General features: G+C 64.5%; 17 protein-coding genes. 8 read left to right on the top strand and 9 right to left on the bottom strand.

The genetic code is table 11. The features are described 5' to 3' along the window. Positions 1–212 precede the first annotated feature (212 nt). On the bottom strand, positions 213–557 hold the full coding sequence (locus CRO01_RS04930; RefSeq protein ID WP_310731931.1) for a universal stress protein: 345 nt from the start codon (positions 555–557) through the stop codon (positions 213–215). Between the two features lie 105 nt (positions 558–662). Then, on the bottom strand, positions 663–1,892 hold the full coding sequence (locus CRO01_RS04925) for a putative manganese transporter (protein WP_097007975.1): 1,230 nt from the start codon (positions 1,890–1,892) through the stop codon (positions 663–665). Positions 1,893–2,461: 569 nt separating this feature from the next. On the opposite strand from CRO01_RS04925, the gene CRO01_RS04920 reads away from it, so the two are divergent. The 5 genes from CRO01_RS04920 to CRO01_RS04900 all read left to right on the top strand — a co-directional run bounded on the left by CRO01_RS04920 (position 2,462) and on the right by CRO01_RS04900 (position 7,218). Next, the gene (locus tag CRO01_RS04920) at positions 2,462–4,102 is read left to right on the top strand and encodes an MFS transporter (protein ID WP_097007974.1); all 1,641 of its coding nucleotides are present in this window, start codon (positions 2,462–2,464) and stop codon (positions 4,100–4,102) included. Between the two features lie 217 nt (positions 4,103–4,319). Continuing rightward, complete coding sequence (locus CRO01_RS04915; RefSeq protein WP_097007973.1) at positions 4,320–5,372, top strand: metal-dependent hydrolase; 1,053 nt, start codon at positions 4,320–4,322, stop codon at positions 5,370–5,372. 71 nt (positions 5,373–5,443) lie between these two features. Then, the gene (locus CRO01_RS04910) at positions 5,444–6,094 is read left to right on the top strand and encodes a hypothetical protein (RefSeq protein ID WP_097007972.1); all 651 of its coding nucleotides are present in this window, start codon (positions 5,444–5,446) and stop codon (positions 6,092–6,094) included. A gap of 59 nt (positions 6,095–6,153) precedes the next feature. Next, the gene (locus tag CRO01_RS04905) at positions 6,154–6,762 is read left to right on the top strand and encodes a hypothetical protein (protein WP_218839152.1); all 609 of its coding nucleotides are present in this window, start codon (positions 6,154–6,156) and stop codon (positions 6,760–6,762) included. 66 nt (positions 6,763–6,828) lie between these two features. Then, positions 6,829–7,218: a pyridoxamine 5'-phosphate oxidase family protein gene (locus tag CRO01_RS04900; RefSeq protein WP_097007970.1), complete on the top strand. Its 390-nt coding sequence runs from the start codon at positions 6,829–6,831 to the stop codon at positions 7,216–7,218. A gap of 28 nt (positions 7,219–7,246) precedes the next feature. On the opposite strand, the gene CRO01_RS04895 is transcribed toward CRO01_RS04900, so the two are convergent. The 4 genes from CRO01_RS04895 to CRO01_RS04880 form a co-directional block, all read right to left on the bottom strand. Next, a complete protein-coding gene (locus CRO01_RS04895; protein WP_097007969.1) occupies positions 7,247–8,920 on the bottom strand; it encodes an ABC1 kinase family protein in 1,674 nt (557 codons plus the stop codon). A gap of 6 nt (positions 8,921–8,926) precedes the next feature. Next, positions 8,927–9,283, bottom strand: a complete 357-nt coding sequence (locus CRO01_RS04890) for an Hsp20/alpha crystallin family protein (protein WP_097007968.1) — start codon at positions 9,281–9,283, stop codon at positions 8,927–8,929. A 67-nt stretch (positions 9,284–9,350) separates the two neighbouring features. Next, positions 9,351–10,133, bottom strand: coding sequence for a GIDE domain-containing protein (locus CRO01_RS04885; RefSeq protein ID WP_097007967.1), 783 nt, complete (start codon positions 10,131–10,133; stop codon positions 9,351–9,353). Between the two features lie 67 nt (positions 10,134–10,200). After that, positions 10,201–10,833, bottom strand: coding sequence for an HAD family hydrolase (locus tag CRO01_RS04880; protein WP_097007966.1), 633 nt, complete (start codon positions 10,831–10,833; stop codon positions 10,201–10,203). A 146-nt stretch (positions 10,834–10,979) separates the two neighbouring features. Here CRO01_RS04880 and CRO01_RS04875 point away from each other — a divergent pair, with 146 nt between their 5' ends. Together CRO01_RS04875 and CRO01_RS04870 are read left to right on the top strand one after the other, a co-directional pair. Further along, positions 10,980–11,729 carry an ABC transporter ATP-binding protein gene (locus CRO01_RS04875; protein WP_097007965.1) on the top strand — a complete coding sequence of 250 codons (750 nt, stop codon included), beginning with the start codon at positions 10,980–10,982 and terminating at the stop codon, positions 11,727–11,729. Continuing rightward, entirely contained in the window at positions 11,729–12,964 is a 1,236-nt protein-coding gene (locus CRO01_RS04870; protein ID WP_097007964.1) for an ABC transporter permease, read from the top strand. Before CRO01_RS04875 ends, CRO01_RS04870 begins: the two co-directional genes overlap by 1 nt. 140 nt (positions 12,965–13,104) lie before the next feature. Here the strand turns inward: CRO01_RS04870 and CRO01_RS16320 are convergent, their stop codons facing one another. From CRO01_RS16320 to CRO01_RS04860, 3 genes are all read right to left on the bottom strand, one after another. Next, entirely contained in the window at positions 13,105–13,599 is a 495-nt protein-coding gene (locus CRO01_RS16320; protein WP_143824905.1) for a hypothetical protein, read from the bottom strand. Positions 13,600–13,863: 264 nt separating this feature from the next. Further along, positions 13,864–14,232: an LWR-salt protein gene (gene lwrS / locus CRO01_RS04865; protein WP_097007963.1), complete on the bottom strand. Its 369-nt coding sequence runs from the start codon at positions 14,230–14,232 to the stop codon at positions 13,864–13,866. Positions 14,233–14,235: 3 nt separating this feature from the next. Next, positions 14,236–14,511: a 4a-hydroxytetrahydrobiopterin dehydratase gene (locus CRO01_RS04860; protein WP_097007962.1), complete on the bottom strand. Its 276-nt coding sequence runs from the start codon at positions 14,509–14,511 to the stop codon at positions 14,236–14,238. Between the two features lie 128 nt (positions 14,512–14,639). Between CRO01_RS04860 and CRO01_RS04855 the strand changes: the two genes are divergently transcribed. Continuing rightward, positions 14,640–15,374, top strand: coding sequence for an MBL fold metallo-hydrolase (locus tag CRO01_RS04855; protein WP_097007961.1), 735 nt, complete (start codon positions 14,640–14,642; stop codon positions 15,372–15,374). Positions 15,375–15,447: the final 73 nt, after the last annotated feature.

Below are 15,447 nucleotides of genomic sequence, written 5' to 3'. Positions count from 1 at the left end.
CTGCGTAATCCTGATCGCAACTGTCTTGGCATCGGTCCGGTGGATCGTCTTCGCTTTGATCCGCGTCGGCAGAGCTCATTGGTAACTCGTAAGTGGTCCAAGTGTATTAAATTAGCTGCTAATACTGCGGCCGTAGTATTAAGAAATTGCTACAGTATCTGGAGTAAGTTAATAACTCGTTGCGTACGCCGAGAACACTGTCCGATTCCGAGCTACTGCTCTGTGTCGCCGGCGTCGGTCACTGTTGTCACCGGAACAGGCGCCTCACGGACGACGCGTTCGGCGACACTGCCCACGAGCCGGCGGCGGATGCCTTCCCGACCGTGGGTGCCCATCACCACGAGATCGACGGCTTCGTCGTCGACGTACTCGACGATCTCCTCGTCGGGCGTCCCTTCCCGGAGTTCGGTGACGAGTTCGACATCGAATTCGGCGGCGAGGGCCTCGATCTCAGCGAGCGCTTTCGCCCCGGCGTCCTCGCCAATCTCCTGCAGTGAAGCTCGAACCTCGTTCTTCGAGACCGTTAGCCAACTCGTGTCGGTTTCGACGACGTACAGCGCGTGGACGGTCGCGCCGTGGACTGCAGCGAGCTCAGTGCGTGTCGCGCCGCAGCCATCGACTGCTCGCCGCCGTCGGTCGGGACCAACATTCGATCGTACACGTCAGAGCACCCCGAAGCCGAACTGGGCGAACGGCCAGAAGTAGTACACCCCGACGCCGACGATGACGGCCGGGACTGTCGTGTAGATCGTGGCGATGATCGCGGCCTTCAGGTCGATCGCCATCAGCGGGAACAACGCGTCGCCGTCTTGACTGATCGCGTTTGCCGTCAGGGCGGAAAACGGAACGGCCTCCTCGACGGCGTACAGCTGTGCGAACACGATGTGGGCCGCACAGCCGGGGATGAGTCCCAGCAGGGCGCCGCCGATCGGCGCGAGCACGCCGGCCGACGCTGCGAGCGACTGGATGTCGAGCGCGAAGAGCGCCATTCCGTACTCGTAGGCGAGGTAGCCGCCGATCACCCAGACGGTGACCATCGCGGTCTCCATGGCGGCGTGCTGGAAGGTCGTGTATACGCTGGCGAACGAGTCCCGGACGCGACCGGTCTCACCGTCGCCGATGTAGTGGCGGCCGACGAAGTACAGATAGAACGACAGCGTGGTACCGGCGAGACCGGCGATCGTGAACAGCCCGTCGTACGTGGCTGCGATCTCCCAGACGGGTTCCTCGGCGCCGCGGGCGAGATACGTCACGCCGGCAGCGAGCGCGCCCGCGAGCACGATCCACCAGAGGACGTGGATCGCGTGGCTTGCCCGTTCGAGCAATCGAGAGTCCGGGAGGTAGCTCGGTAGATCGCGGCCGTGATCGTGGTCGTGACAGCTGGGGGTCTCGTAGTCGGGGACGCTCGGGCCCCCCTCGGCGACGCTGGTCGTGGCGAAGCCGCCATCGGTCATCGGGCGACCGATTCGCTCGACGGCGTCGTCCACGCGGCCGACGCCGAGACCCCAGATGTCGATGGCGTAGCCGAACAGGACTGCGGAAACAAACGCCAGCCCGTAGGCGTAGATCGCCGCCTCGGGCGCGAGCGCGAGAATGATAAACGCCGAGTCGCCCGCGGTCGCCGCCAGCGCCGCGACGACGGTCCCGAAGCTCACCGTTCCGCGGATGTACAGCGGCATGGCGATGATCGCGCCGCCACAGCCCGGCGTCAGGCCGAGGAGCGCGCCGACGAGCGGCTGGGCGCGTCGGTTCTCCTTGAGCCACTCGGTAAGCCGGCCGTCGAACCGGTACTGGACGAGGCTAAACAGGAGAATCGTCGCGCCGACGAAGCCCGAGACCTGCACGAACCCTTCGCGCCACGAGCCGATGAGGATGTTGAGGGCTTCCTGCATTGCGGGGTCAAATGTCCCCGCAGGCAACTGTAGCGGAATCACTCGTCGTCACCCGCCGTTTTGGCGCCTGATCTGTGAGAACCCCGCGAACTGAGCGCCAGCGGCCGGTGTTTGTGCGGCGTCTCCTCTCGCAGACGATACGCGCAGTCTGACAGCATGAGTTTCTGATCACGCTATGATGGTATGTCTAACAACAAAAAAGCTTCTGTCTAACTCCAGAATTAGACGCGTCTAATCTTTGCACAACCACACGACCTACTCGATATACGCGTAGTGCGGTCTTGACGGTCCCAAACTCCAACGCGCGACACTCGACGATTCGGAATTGTTGTCGGTAGTCTGCAGTGAGAACGTGGCGACCATCGGTCTCCGAAGAACTCAACTGACACTCTCTCCGTCTCGAAGGGCCAGCAGTACGTTGATCTCCGATAACTGGCTGGGTCTATGCTACTTGTGGGTCACAAGCCCTATACAATAGTATGCCCCCAGATGAGTCTGCTTCCGACGGGAGTGCTCATCGCTCTACTGACTTCAAGCCGAGAATACAGCACTGGGCACCAGCAATCGCCGTGAGTCTGACGACGTTCATCGTGGTCATCAACGCGTCTCTGATGAACGTGGCGATCCCCACGATGGTCGACGAGTTCGATACCACGGTCACCGTGATTCAGGGTGCAGTCGCACTCTACTCGCTGGTGATCGCTGCGCTGGTTCTTCCGGCCGGCACGCTGCCGTCTCGACACAGTCGTCGACGCGTGATGACAGTCGCACTGATCGTCTACGCCGCTGGGACGCTGGTGGCGGCGATCAGCTGGAGCACTCCGCTCCTCTATCTTGGCTGGTCCTTTCTCGAAGGGTCCGCGGCCGCTGTCCTGTTCCCCTTGACATACACCGAACTGAGAGCCAGTTACGACGGCGACGACCGGGCGACGGCGTTCGGGCTGTTGGCTGGCGTGAGCGGAGTTGGCGGTGCGCTTGGGCCGATTATCGGTGGTGCACTAACCACGTACGCGAGTTGGCGGTGGGGGTTTGCGATCCAACTCGTCGGCGTCGGTGTGATTCTCTTTTTCGTTCAGTACGTGAGCCAGACCCCGCTGTCAGAGACACGTAGCTCGTTGGATAGAGGTGGAACCGCGCTGTCTGTCGTCGGTTCGACGGCGCTCGTCACTGGGTTCATTCTCACCGGGAAGTACGGGTGGTTACTTCAACGACGGCCGTTCTCCGTCGGCGGCGTGCAGTTCAACCCGCTCGGGACCTCGCCGGCGATCTGGTTTCTCGGGTTTGGACTGCTCACGTTCGCTGCGTTTATTCAGTACGAACGCCGACTGGAACGTGCTGGGGAGTCGCCGCTCGTTCCGCTGCACGTCCTGACGAATCGCCCGTTTGTCTCCGGCGTCATCACGTACAATATCCGCTCGATCATCTCGGCCGGCTTCTTTTTCATCTTCCCGGTCTATCTCCAAGCCGTCCTCGGATACACCGCCTTCGAAACCGGGGTCGCGCTGTTACCGTATTCGCTCGCGTCGATTCTCTTTGCGACGTTTACGACCGGTTGGAGGAAGCACATCTCGCCGAAGACGCTCATTCAGGTCGGTATCGTGTGTATGGGAATCGGACTGTTGCTGTTGTACGAGCAGACGGCCCCGGGACAGACCATTCGCAGCATGGCCCTCCCAGTGGCGCTTGTCGGAACCGGCGTCGGACTCATACTGGCACAGATTTCAAATATGACGATGTCGGCCGTCCCTACCGCGGACTCCGCCGAGGCGTCCGGCGTCCTGAACGTGAGCAGTTCGATCGGCTACGCGCTGGGGACAGCGGTCGTTGGATCGTATTTTCTCGGACAGTTCTATGGGGGTGTCGTCGATGGCGTCCTCCGGTCAGAGCGCGTGACCGTCTCAGCGGAGCAACGAAACGACTTGGTGATCGCGCTCGAAGATGCAGCAGAGACGGCAACCGAAGCTACTCGACAACAGTTTCTGGACCAACTTGCGCCGAGACAACGACAACTGCTCGAAACCGTCTTCGAGGCTTCGATGTTCGACGCCCAACAGGCGGCGCTGCTTCTGTTGGTGCTGTTCGTGTTACTCTTGCTGATCGCGTCGACGTTCTTGCCGCGGCAGATTCCGGACACGGACGAACGGAACAACAGCTCCGAATCAGACTCAGATTCAGCACGCGAGGGATCTGATGGGATCACGGAGGACTAAGCGGAACCGGCAACTCGGCAGATGAGAGGTCGGCCTCGGCACTCATAGGGCTCGTCGTCGTCGGGTGCCGAGTCCGACTCGGAGCGGAGCCTTCGTCATCGGCCGTCGGGTCGTACGCGCTCGCCGGTGAAAAACCGCCCGCAAGACGCCTGTCGAACGACAACAGCTGTCAGGCCGCCGAGTGACTTATATCGCCCGCGAACGTAGCTGGCACGACGTGTTTCTCGGACACGCGCTGCTGGCGTTCGCGCTGGCCACGCTGGTTGCGGACTGGCGTGGCTGGTCGGCGCGCCGCGCGCTGACGCTCGGGGTGGTCACCGGCGCGTTCGCCGCGATTCCCGATGTCGACGTCGCCTACGCCGCGTTCGCGCTCGATTTCGGCGGGCTCACGCCGGGAGCGATGGCCCAACCGAGCACCTTCTGGGACGCGACGCGAGACGTTCACCGCACGATGACACACTCGCTGGTCATTTCGATACTGGCCGGGCCCGCGTTCGGGCTCTGGGCGGTCACCGAGACCGGCTCTCGGAACTCCCGGATCGCGGGCCGCGGCGTCGCCGTCGTCGTGCTCGCGGGCTTGATTGGCGTCGCCTACCTCACAAGCGGCCCGCTGGGCGGCGTCGTCATGAGCATGTTCGCCGTGGCGGGCGTCGGCGTCGCGGCGCTGTGCCGGCTGGCGACCGATCTTCCGGCGCGGACGGTCGGCCTCGCGGCGACGGCCGGGCTCCTGTCACACCCGTGGGGCGACCTCGTGACGGGCGCGCCGCCGCGGCTGTTCTACCCGTTCGACGCCCGCGTACTCGACGCCCGCGTGTTACTGCACGGTGACCCCACCGTTCACCTGCTCGGTGCGTTCGCGCTCGAGTTGGCGACGATCTGGCTCGCGGCGCTGGCGATCGCTCACGTCGCCGACCGCTCGTGGCCGTCGCTGGTCGACCGACGCGCCGGCATCGGCGTCGCCTACGGCGTCGCAGCCGTTGCGATGGCGCCGCCGACGCTCGACGTGTCGTATCACTTCGTGTTCTCGATTCTCTCGGTCGGACTGCTCTGTGGCGGCGTCTCGGCGCGATCGGCCGCCGTCTCGATACCGCGACGGCTCCGCCGACAGTTCGATTTCCGCCCCCTTTCGAGCGCTACCCCCGCCAGTCGAACAGCAGTCGGCGTACGGGATCACGCGCTCGGCGTCGCCGTAACGTCGCTGGCCGGCATCACGGCCGCACTGGCGAGCTACGTGCTCGTCTACGCAGCGCTGGCTGCTTCGATCGCCTGAATGCGTCGGCCCGGTCGCTTCTGAGCCGCCGACCCATGACTACTTTAACGTGTGAACCCCTTGCAAGCGGTATGTCTTTGTCCGAACTCGACCAACTGCTCGACGACGGTCGACGGAACGCCGCTATCGCGTGGCTGTTGGTCACCGTGTTAGCAGCCGCGATTGTCGGTATCGTCGTCAATGCGGGCAGGCTCTGGTCCTTGTTCGCGCTCGTCTTGCTCGGCTTAGCGTTGATCCCGCCCGCGGCCTACCGGACGCCGCGGATCATGTTGCCGTGGGAAGTGTTGCTGATGGCCGCGCTGCCGGTCGTCGGGCTCGCGCTCGGATCGGACGTGCTATCGAGCCAGTTCGCGGCGTACTTCGCGGTCGCCGCGATCGCGCTCGTGATCGCCGTCGAACTGCAGTCGTTCACGACCATCCAACTCTCGCCGGGCTTTGCGGCCGCCCTCGTCGTCATCTCGACGATGGCCGCCGCCGCGCTGTGGGGGGTTGCTCAGTGGGGGTTCGACGTTTATCTCGATACCAGCTACATCACCCCCGTCGACGATCCGGACCAAGCGAACGCGAATCTGATGTACGAGTGGATCTACTCGACGATCGCCGGTCTCTTCGCCGGAGTCGTGTTTACGCTGTACTTCCGGCGCCGGATCACTATGGAAGACCGCGTGCCGGACGAGATGAAAGACGAGGTTCTCGGCGACCAGCGAGGTGAGCGCCTGTGAACAACCTGCTCTCGCGGGGACTCCCCTCGAAGCGACGCCAGCGCCAGCTGTCGTACTTCATGGAGATCAGTCTGGTCGGCCTGCTGTTCGTCGGCCTCGAACGAGGCAGCGTCGGCATCATCGTCAACGCCGGCATGTGCCTCGCGGTGACGCAGATCCCGCCGATCCTCGAACGCGACTACGAACTGCCGATGGACCCGCGGCTCACGCTGTGGATCACGACCGCCGCGTTTCTCCACGGCGTCGGCGTCGTCGGCATCCCGGGTCTGACGGACGGAAACTTCTACTCCGGCGTCCCGGTCGTAAGCGAGTACTGGGACCACATCACCCACGCCCTGTCGTCGTCGGTCGTCGCGGCCGCCGGCTACGCGACGGTGCGGGCCGTCGACGAGCACTCCGAGGACGTGTACCTGCCGCCGAAGTTCATCGCCGTCATCATCCTGCTGTTCGTGCTCGCCTTCGCGGTGCTGTGGGAGCTTTTGGAGTTCGGAATCGGCGTCGCCGCAACCGAGTTCGGCACCGCGTCGGTGCTCACCCAGTACGGCGTCTACGACACGCTCAAAGACGTCGTGTACAACTCGATCGGCGCGGTCATCGTCGCGCTGTGGGGTGGCGTCTACCTGACTGACATCTCGGACGCGATCGCGGAGCGGCTCGGACTCGCCTGAGTCGGCCGCTTTGTCGGGCGACTGCGCAAGGACGACTGTTTTTGCGATGCCGTCCGTAGTCCCGCTATGACGGATGCCGTCCCCGAGCGAGCCGAGGAACTCCTGACGAGCGAGCCGCTGATGGTCCATCTGGCGACCAGCGTCGATGACCGTCCCCACGTCGCACCCGTCTGGTACGAGTACGACGACGGCGTCGTCGAGGTACTGACCGGCGGCCGGAAGCTCCGGGATATCCGAGAGAACGCGCGGGTCGCACTCTCGGTCCAGAAAGACACCGACGGCGACGCCGAGTGGATGGTCGCGCTCCACGGCACGGCGACGGTTGTCGAGGACGAGGCGGCGACGCGCGACGCCACTGCTCGAATCAACGAGAAGTACGGCGCGAGCGAGGACGCCTACGACGAGAACGTGCTGGTGCGGATTGCGGTCGGGTCGGCCCACGTCAGCGAGTACTGACGCCGCACTCGATCCGTCGTCGGCGCCGTCACTCGCCGTCGCGGCGCTGTTTCATGCCCTGTCGCGTGAACTGGGGCGTCGCCCTGAGACCGCTCCGGCTTCGGAACGACCGATACAGCAACGCGACCACGACGAGCGTGAGAACGCCGGCGACCGCCGCCGACTGGACGGTGCCCCACGCGTACAACAGCGCGGTCGATAGCGTCCCGGCGGCTCCTAACATTCCGTAGACGATGCGCTTGGCCAGCTTGTCGAGCAGATCGTTCGAGTCCTCCAAGTCAGCCTGCAACTGGAAGTTCTCGCGCTCGATCCGGTCGAGCGCGCTCTCGAGTTTCGGGGGCACGCGAACCGCCGCCGCGGCCGACTCTTGGAACTGCTCGCCCGCCTCGGCGACGTAGCGCCGCGCCGTCTCCTCGCGGTAGCCTTCTTCGGCGAGATACTCCGTCGCGCTCGTGATGAAGTCGTGTTTCCGGTCGAGCGTGACACAGACCCCTTCGACGACGGTTGCGACGCGCAACACGAGCGCGAGGTTCTTCGGCAGTCGGAACGGGAACTCGTAGATCGAGTCTTCGATCTGGCCGACGATCTGTTGGACGCGGTACTGCTCGATGTCCTCGCCGCGGGCGTCGGCGATCGCCAACTCCATCACGTCTGCCATCACCGACCGATCGGCATCGGGGCTGAGCGTCCCCATCTCGACCAGCGCGTCGAGGATGCCGTCGATGTTCTGGTTGGCGATGGCGACGTAGAAGTCGACGATCTTCTCCTGTATGAACGAGTCGACGCGCCCGCTCATCCCGAAGTCGTAGAAGACGATCGTCCCGTCGTCCTGCACGGCGAGGTTCCCGGGGTGGGGGTCGGCGTGGAACACGCCGTCGTCGACGATCATCTGCATGTACGCTCGCTGGAGGTTTTCGGCGACCTCCGAGCGGTCGATGTTCTGTTCGTCGAGTTCGTCGACGCGGCTGATCTTCGTCCCGGGAAGGTACTCCATCGTCAGCACGCGGGGCCCGGAGTGGCTCTCGACGACCGGCGGGATGCGGATGGTCTCGTTGTCGGCGAAGTTCTCCCGGATCTCGGTCAGCATCTCGGCCTCGCGCTCGTAGCTCATCTCCTCGCGGATCGTCTTGGCGAACTCGTCCGAGAGGTTGCGAAGCGAGAACGCTCGTCCCTCGCCGACGAAGGGCATCAACAGCGGGAGCGACCACTTGATGACTCGCAGGTCGGCGTTCACGAGCGACTCGATGCCGGGGCGGCGGATCTTCACTGCGACCTCCTCGCCGTCGACCGTCGCCCGGTACACCTGCCCGAGGCTGGCGCCGCTGATCGCCTCGGTGTCGAACTCGTCGAATCGCTCGTCGACGGGACCGAGTTCGTCTTCGAGCACCTCCCGGGCCGGTTCCCACTTCGCCGGCGGCACCTCGTCTTGCAGTTTGGCCAGCACGTCGACGTACTCCGGCGGGAGGATGTCCGGCCGAGTCGAGAGCAACTGCCCGAGTTTGATGAACGTCGGTCCCAGCGTCAGCAGGGCGTCCAGCAGGTGCTCGGCGCGGCGCTGCCGCGTTTCGGCGTCGACCTGCCGACTGCGGCCGAACAGCAGGAACCGGTTACGGTCCCGGGCGTAGGCGAGCAACAGGGGCAGAAAGCGCCGTGCGACCACGAAAAACCGCCAGTAGGCACGAAGGTTGACCAGCGTCACCACCCCGTGCTACTCGGCGGTGATGTCGATGGTCGTCTCCACGTCCCGGCCGCGCTTGGGGACGGTGAGCTCCAGCACGCCGCCGGAGATGGTTCCCTCGGCGTTCTCGGCCGAGGCGTCCGGCGGCAGCGGGAGCTCGGCGTCCAAGAACAGCGACCGATCCTCGCGGAGGTATCGGAACTCGGTGGGGGCGGACTTCTGGCGCCGCGCTTCGATCGTCAGGCGGCCGTCCTCGGCGCGAACGTCTAGCGTCTCGGCCGTGACGCCCGGCAGGTCGATCACCAGTTTGTACGCCTCGTCGCTTTCGAGTAGGTCGGCGAACACGGCGTCGGGGAGATCGCGCAGGGCATCGCGCAGCGCTGACATGCCCGCCACTTAGGAGCGGGAAGCGTTAAAGCCCGTGGTCGCGGCGAGCCCGTTCGCAGTGCCGCATTCAGATCCCAGCAACGAGCGCTGCCAGAATCGCGCCAGGAACGGCTCCGATGGCCGCGTAGATCACGCCGGACGTGACGTGACGCCGGATCGCCGCCGACTCGTCGCCCTCGGAGATCCGGAAGTTCGGCGTCGCCTTGCCGTCGCCGATCACGGCGTTGACCGTTCCCGAGACCTCGCCGGCGGTGCGGCCGCTTCGAGACTGCCCGTAGACGTGGACGGGGTCGCCGGCGTCGAGGCGCTTCTCGACGTACTTGCGTCGGTCGCCGCGGTTGATCGAGATCGGCCCGATCGAGGTCTCCCCGCCCTCCTCGCGGTCGACGCCGATCTGATCGAGGAACTGCTGCACTCGCTCGGGCGGCGTCTCGCCGCCGTCGGACTCGATGTCGGCGTCCTCGTCAAGCGAGAACTCGGCGCCCTCGGGGTCGACGGTGACGCTGCCGGTGTCGTCCTCGGCCAGAAACGGGACCGAGTCCTGCCCCTCGTAGAGCGTCTTCCAGTGGCTGTTCTGGCCCGAACTCTGCCACTCTTTGACCTCATACTGGCAGAGCAGACACGGCGTCTCGGTAAACGGCGATTCGAGGACCGGCCCGCCCGATTCCGCCGTGCCTTCGATCTCGACGACGCCACTGGCGTTGGCGGCATCCATCACCGCGACCGGGTCGTTTCGCCACACTGTCCAGCCTTGCCAGAACTCGGTCGCGGCGCGCCACCAGAACCATCCGAGCACCGCCACCAGTACGGCGCCGACGACCAGCAGCCACGATGGGAGGGATCCGATCATCGTGCCGACGTTCTCTCCGAATGCGTATAAATAACTGTGTTGTCAGGACACCGAATCGGCAGTCGGTTCAGATCAGTTCCTCGAACGACCGGATGCGCCGGTCGCCCCAGACGGTGACGCCGCGCTCGTCGGGATCGTAGCGCTGGACGTGGATACCGTCGAGGCCGGCGTTCCGGGCCGCACCGATGTCCTCGGCGCTGTCGCCGACGAGAGTGCCGACGTGGCCGTTGTGCGCGACGCCGAGGTCCGTCATCGCCTCCCGAACCGGGGCGGGATCGGGTTTCCAGCCGAGGTCGTCGGTACAGCAGACGACCGTGTCGAACCAGTCCGCGATGTCGTGATGCCGCAGGACGGGGTCGGTGAGATACTGCTGGCAGTGGGTGACCAGTCCCGTCGGTCGGTCGAGGCCGGCGACGACGGCGGCGTCCTCGTAGAGAAACGTCGACTCCGAGCGCTTGGTCGGGTCCTCGACCTCGTGGAACGTCGCCCAGAACGTCTCGGCATCCGTATCCAGCGACTCGATGACGCGCTCGCGCTGTCCGCCGTAGCCGTGCCAGAGCACTTCGGCCTCCCGGTCGGTGATCTCGACTCCCAGCCGGTTCCCGACCTCGCCCATTACGTCGTGGACGTAGCCCGGTTCGACATCGACGAGCGTGCCGTCGAGGTCGAGCAGCCAGAAGTCGTAGTCGGTGGGGGCCATCGGGACACACCAGTACGGTCCGCGAGCGAATAAGGGTTCTCCCCCGGTCAATCTCCGTTCAGTGCTGGTGGGACCGATGCCGGCAGAACGTCGGCCGAACCCAGTAGAATAGGTGCAACGAGCGCTATGCTCTAGGTATCGCTCCTATGACTGGTCCAACAGAGTCGACATCCGAGACCCACACACCGGCCGTGTCGCTCTCGGCGGTCGGGAAGACCTACGAGCGCGGCGGCGAGGTCGTCAACGCGCTCGCGGATGTCTCGCTCGATCTCCCCCGGGGATCCTACACGGCGGTGATGGGCCCGAGCGGGTCGGGCAAGAGCACGTTGATGAACCTCGTGGGCTGTCTCGACACGCCGACGGCCGGAACCGTGCTGGTCGACGGCGAGGACGTTACCGGATTGGCTGACGACGGGCGCGCTCGTATTCGCGGGCGGCAGGTCGGCTTCGTCTTCCAGACGTTCAACCTGATGCCGCGCCTGACCGCCCGCGAGAACGTTGCGCTCCCGCTGGTCTTTCGCGGCACAGGCCGCGCCGACCGACTGGAACGTGCCGACGACCTGCTCGCTCGCGTCGGTCTCGCGGATCGGGTCGACCATCGCCCCAACGAGCTCTCGGGCGGCCAGCGCCAGCGCGTCGCCATCGCGCGGGCGCTCGCCAACGATCCCGCGATCGTGCTGGCCGACGAGCCGACTGGCAACCTCGACACGGAGACGGGCGAGCGAATCATGGGTGAGTTCGAGCGCCTCCACGAGGCCGGCACTACGATACTGCTCGTGAGCCACGAGCGCGCCGTCGCCGAGCACGCAGAGCGGATCGTCCACCTTCGGGACGGCGAGATCGACCGGATCGAGCACGTCGAGGATCGGCGTCGCGCCACGGAGGGCGATCGTTGATGGAACTACGAGAGAGCCTCCAGTTGAGTCTGCGAGCGATCCGCGAGCACGGCCTCCGGTCGGCGCTGACCGTCGTCGGCATCACGATCGGGATCGCCGCGGTGATCGTCTTCGTCACGCTCGGCGCGAGCCTCCAGACCGCGGTCATCGGTGAGGTATCCGGCGACGCGCCGCCGGAGATGCAGGTGACGGTCGGTCCCGAGGGCCAGCAGGGCCCGCCGGGCACGTCGACGGTGCCGGCGTTCACCGAGCGCGATGTCGACGAGATCGAGTCACTGCAGGATGTCGATCGGGTGGTACCTCAAGGGACGGTCCAGACTTCGACGTTACAACACGAGGGGCGATCGATCGCTTGGGAGAGCGCCACAGCAACGTCGCCGGCGTTCTTCGAGGACAACGAGTTCGCGTCGGGCGGGCCGTTCGAGCAAGGCGCGACCGAGGTCGTCATCAACAGCGAGGCCGCATCGCTGTTCGATCCCGAACTGGAAGTCGGTGACACGCTCGGGCTCCGCGTCGGGCAGAACACTACCCGGGAAGCGACGGTCGTCGGCATCGTCGAGAGCACGGGGAGTAGCCCCTTCGGCGATATCTCGATCCCGCAGGTGTACGTCCCGACGGACCCGTTCTACGGGACGACCGCCGAGAGTCCGGCGACCGGCGAGAACCAGCGCGTCTACCCCTCGCTCACTGTCGTCGCCGAAGACTACGAAGCGGTGCCGTCGGTCCAGTCGGCCGTCGAAACCTACCTCGAAGACGAGTCGGACGCCCGCACGCTCAAGCCGACCGAATACGAGTTTTCGGTCCAGACCAACGAGGAACTGGTCGATCAGATCCGCGAAGTGATCTCGACCTTCACCGGATTCGTCGCCGGCATCGCCGTCATCTCGCTGATCGTCGGCGCCGTCGGCATCGCCAACATCATGCTGGTCAGCGTCACCGAGCGCACCCGCGAAATCGGCATCATGAAAGCCGTCGGCGCGCGTCGGCGCGACGTGCTCCAGTTGTTCCTCGTCGAGGCGGTCGCGCTCGGCATCGCCGGCGCCGTGCTCGGGACGCTCGTCGGACTGGCCGGCGGCTACGCCGCGACGAGCTATCTCGATCTCCCGCTGACGTTCGCGCCCGAGTGGTTCGCCGCGGCCGTGCTCGTCGGCGTCGGCGTCGGCGTCGTCGCCGGGCTGTATCCCGCGTGGAACGCGGCGCGGGTCGACCCGATCGAGGCGCTCCGGCGGGAGTGAGTGCGGAGCCGCTTCCGGAGATTATATTCGACTGGAAGTCGCCGAAACGGCCGTTCGGTAGGTATGCCTATCTAACGGCTATTCCTGCAGGAAAGTTTTCGAGACAAGCAGATTCAACAGAGGCGCTTGATTATGATTCGTTATTCCGGAGATGGTTTTGCCTTCGTACCAATGACGTCGTGGATTTCGATGTGTTCCTTGTCTTCTAGATAGGACGCTTTTACCCGGTCGTGGACCTGTGCTTGATTGAAATTTTCACGGTCTGTAAAATCGTTCTGACAACCCGTGGAATCACCAGTTTCCCATTGCTCACTACAGACGCCCATCGAGTACCACACGTGCTCGTATGTCTGGTGTAATTCCTCGTGAAGCGCCTCCGAGATCGTCGGTTGATCGGGGTCATCAACGTAATCACTCCACTGTTCGGAAACATAGCCGGTCACCCTTTCTTCGCGATCATCATAGGCAACGTCCAGAACGGTTTCGTTGGCACCATCTCGTGGCCAGCCCTTGATAGTTTTTTGCTGGACGTATCGCTTCACGGAACCGGTACGTTCGAAGGCTGATGCCAGACAGCCTGACAATCCAGCAGTCCCTGCTACCGCGCCAGCAAGAATAGCACGTCGGGAGGGCATGCGTGAGACGTGTGAATCCGATAACAAAATAATACCGTTTTCTTGTACGTGTACCTGTGTTATGTGGATTAGTAGAGAGGCTGAGTCACTGCGTAGCTAGTAAAAGGAGCGGGCTGCAGTTCTGCGTCTCTGCTGGGCCCAATCTCTCTATTCAGCAGGCAATTTCTGCTATCTCCCCGACAATTAGGTCGTCGCTCTGTTACACATTTCACCTGTATCTATCATTGACCGGGATACATTCTGTTTCCCCTTATCCCGTAACTATCAGGACACGACTTCCACCGAACTCCCGAAATACTTGTTGAGGACTTCGCTGACGCTGTCGGCGTTGAACGTCGCCAGATCGTCGGCGATCGCCGCCTTCAGCGCGTCGTAGTGCTCGCGGTCGGTCTCGAAGCGGCGGAACTCGACGGCCTCGACATCGACGCCAAGCGCGTCCTCGGCGAGGCGTCTCGCGTGGCGTTGGTCGTTCACCTCGCCGCGCCAGAGATTGTCGCGGAAGAACAGCCAGCCGTCCTCGCCCGGCGGGTCTGCCGGGCGGTACAGCGTCGTCTCGAACGTCTCGGGCTCGACGCTCACGGCCGCGTCAGGAGACAGACGAAAGCGCACGGAGAAGACGTAGCTGGCAGTCACTGCTCAGTGTTCGTTTTCGATCAGTTCCGCCATGTGGATGTCTTGGTCCGTGATGCCGCCCTCCTCGTGGCTGGTAAAGCGGACCTCGACTTCCTTGTAGCGGATCTCGATCGTCGGGTGGTGGAACTCCGCTTCGGCGATCTCGCCGACCATCTGGGCGAACGTGACGCCGCGGAGGTAGTCGTCGAACTCGTAGACGCGAACGACCTCGTCGCCGTCGCGCTCCCATTCTTCGGGCAACTGTTCCGCGATCTCGTCGTCCGATAGCAGGTCGGCCATACGCCCCGCAACGCGCTCCTCCGAAATAAAGTATGTCCCCGAAACAGCATCGTCGGGGAGCGTCGGCTGGCCGCGACGCCGTCGGGCGGTGCAAAGCCGTTATGGGGGTCCGGGTCGGGTGTTCGACCATGCGCGTCACGTTTCTCGGGACCGGCAGCGCGATGCCGACGGGCGATCGCTACCAGTCGGGGCTGCTCGTACAGGACGACGGGCGAACCCTGCTGGTCGACTGTGGCAGCGGCGTCCTCCAGCGCCTCCAGCAGTGTGGCGTCGGCTACGAGTCCGTCTCGACGGTGCTTTTGACCCATCACCATCTCGATCACGTCGCCGATCTCCTCCCGATCCTGAAGGCTCGCTGGCTCGCCGGCGAGGAGAACCTGACCGTCGTCGGGCCGTCCGGCACGAAGGCGCTCGTCGACGACTTGCTCGACGTGCACGACTACCTGCGCGACCGGATCGACCTCGGCGTCCGTGAGGTCCACCCCGGCGAGTTCTCGGTCGCGGGATTCGATATTCGCGCCCGCGAGGTCCGCCACTCCAAGCTCGGGCTGGCCTACCGCTTCGACGATCGGCTCACGGTCAGCGGCGACACCGAGGCGTTCGCCGGGCTGGCGTCGTTCGCCGACGGCTCTGGCGTGCTGGTTCACGACTGCTCGTTTCCCGACGATGTCGAAGTCGATAACCACCCGACGCCAGCGTCGCTCGGCCGGGCGCTCTCGGGCCACGAGTTCGGTCGCGTCTACCTGACACACCTCTATCCTCACACGGAGGGGCGTCACGAGGAGATGTTAGAGAGCGTCGGTGCCCACTACGACGGCGACGTGCGGTTCGCTGAGGACTTGACGACTGTCCGGATCGACTGAGCAACGTCTCGCTGCTGGCCGTCCCGCACTGCTGCTTGCTCTCAAACGTCGTAGAGGCGCCCAGCAGCGGTGC

It is taken from the genome of Natronoarchaeum philippinense (assembly GCF_900215575.1).
Classification (GTDB): domain Archaea; phylum Halobacteriota; class Halobacteria; order Halobacteriales; family Natronoarchaeaceae; genus Natronoarchaeum; species Natronoarchaeum philippinense.
This window is presented reverse-complemented; position numbering and strand designations above follow the sequence as displayed.

Excerpts from the sequence above, each read along its gene's own strand:
- CRO01_RS04925 (WP_097007975.1), bottom strand. The coding sequence starts at position 1,892 with ATGCAGGAAGCCCTCAACATCCTCATCGGCTCGTGGCGCGAAGGGTTC.
- CRO01_RS04910 (WP_097007972.1), top strand. The coding sequence starts at position 5,444 with ATGTCTTTGTCCGAACTCGACCAACTGCTCGACGACGGTCGACGGAAC.
- CRO01_RS04905 (WP_218839152.1), top strand. The coding sequence starts at position 6,154 with ATGGAGATCAGTCTGGTCGGCCTGCTGTTCGTCGGCCTCGAACGAGGC.
- CRO01_RS04900 (WP_097007970.1), top strand. The coding sequence starts at position 6,829 with ATGACGGATGCCGTCCCCGAGCGAGCCGAGGAACTCCTGACGAGCGAG.
- CRO01_RS04890 (WP_097007968.1), bottom strand. The coding sequence starts at position 9,283 with ATGTCAGCGCTGCGCGATGCCCTGCGCGATCTCCCCGACGCCGTGTTC.
- CRO01_RS04885 (WP_097007967.1), bottom strand. The coding sequence starts at position 10,133 with ATGATCGGATCCCTCCCATCGTGGCTGCTGGTCGTCGGCGCCGTACTG.
- CRO01_RS04880 (WP_097007966.1), bottom strand. The coding sequence starts at position 10,833 with ATGGCCCCCACCGACTACGACTTCTGGCTGCTCGACCTCGACGGCACG.
- CRO01_RS04875 (WP_097007965.1), top strand. The coding sequence starts at position 10,980 with ATGACTGGTCCAACAGAGTCGACATCCGAGACCCACACACCGGCCGTG.
- CRO01_RS04870 (WP_097007964.1), top strand. The coding sequence starts at position 11,729 with ATGGAACTACGAGAGAGCCTCCAGTTGAGTCTGCGAGCGATCCGCGAG.
- CRO01_RS16320 (WP_143824905.1), bottom strand. The coding sequence starts at position 13,599 with ATGCCCTCCCGACGTGCTATTCTTGCTGGCGCGGTAGCAGGGACTGCT.
- CRO01_RS04860 (WP_097007962.1), bottom strand. The coding sequence starts at position 14,511 with ATGGCCGACCTGCTATCGGACGACGAGATCGCGGAACAGTTGCCCGAA.
- CRO01_RS04855 (WP_097007961.1), top strand. The coding sequence starts at position 14,640 with ATGCGCGTCACGTTTCTCGGGACCGGCAGCGCGATGCCGACGGGCGAT.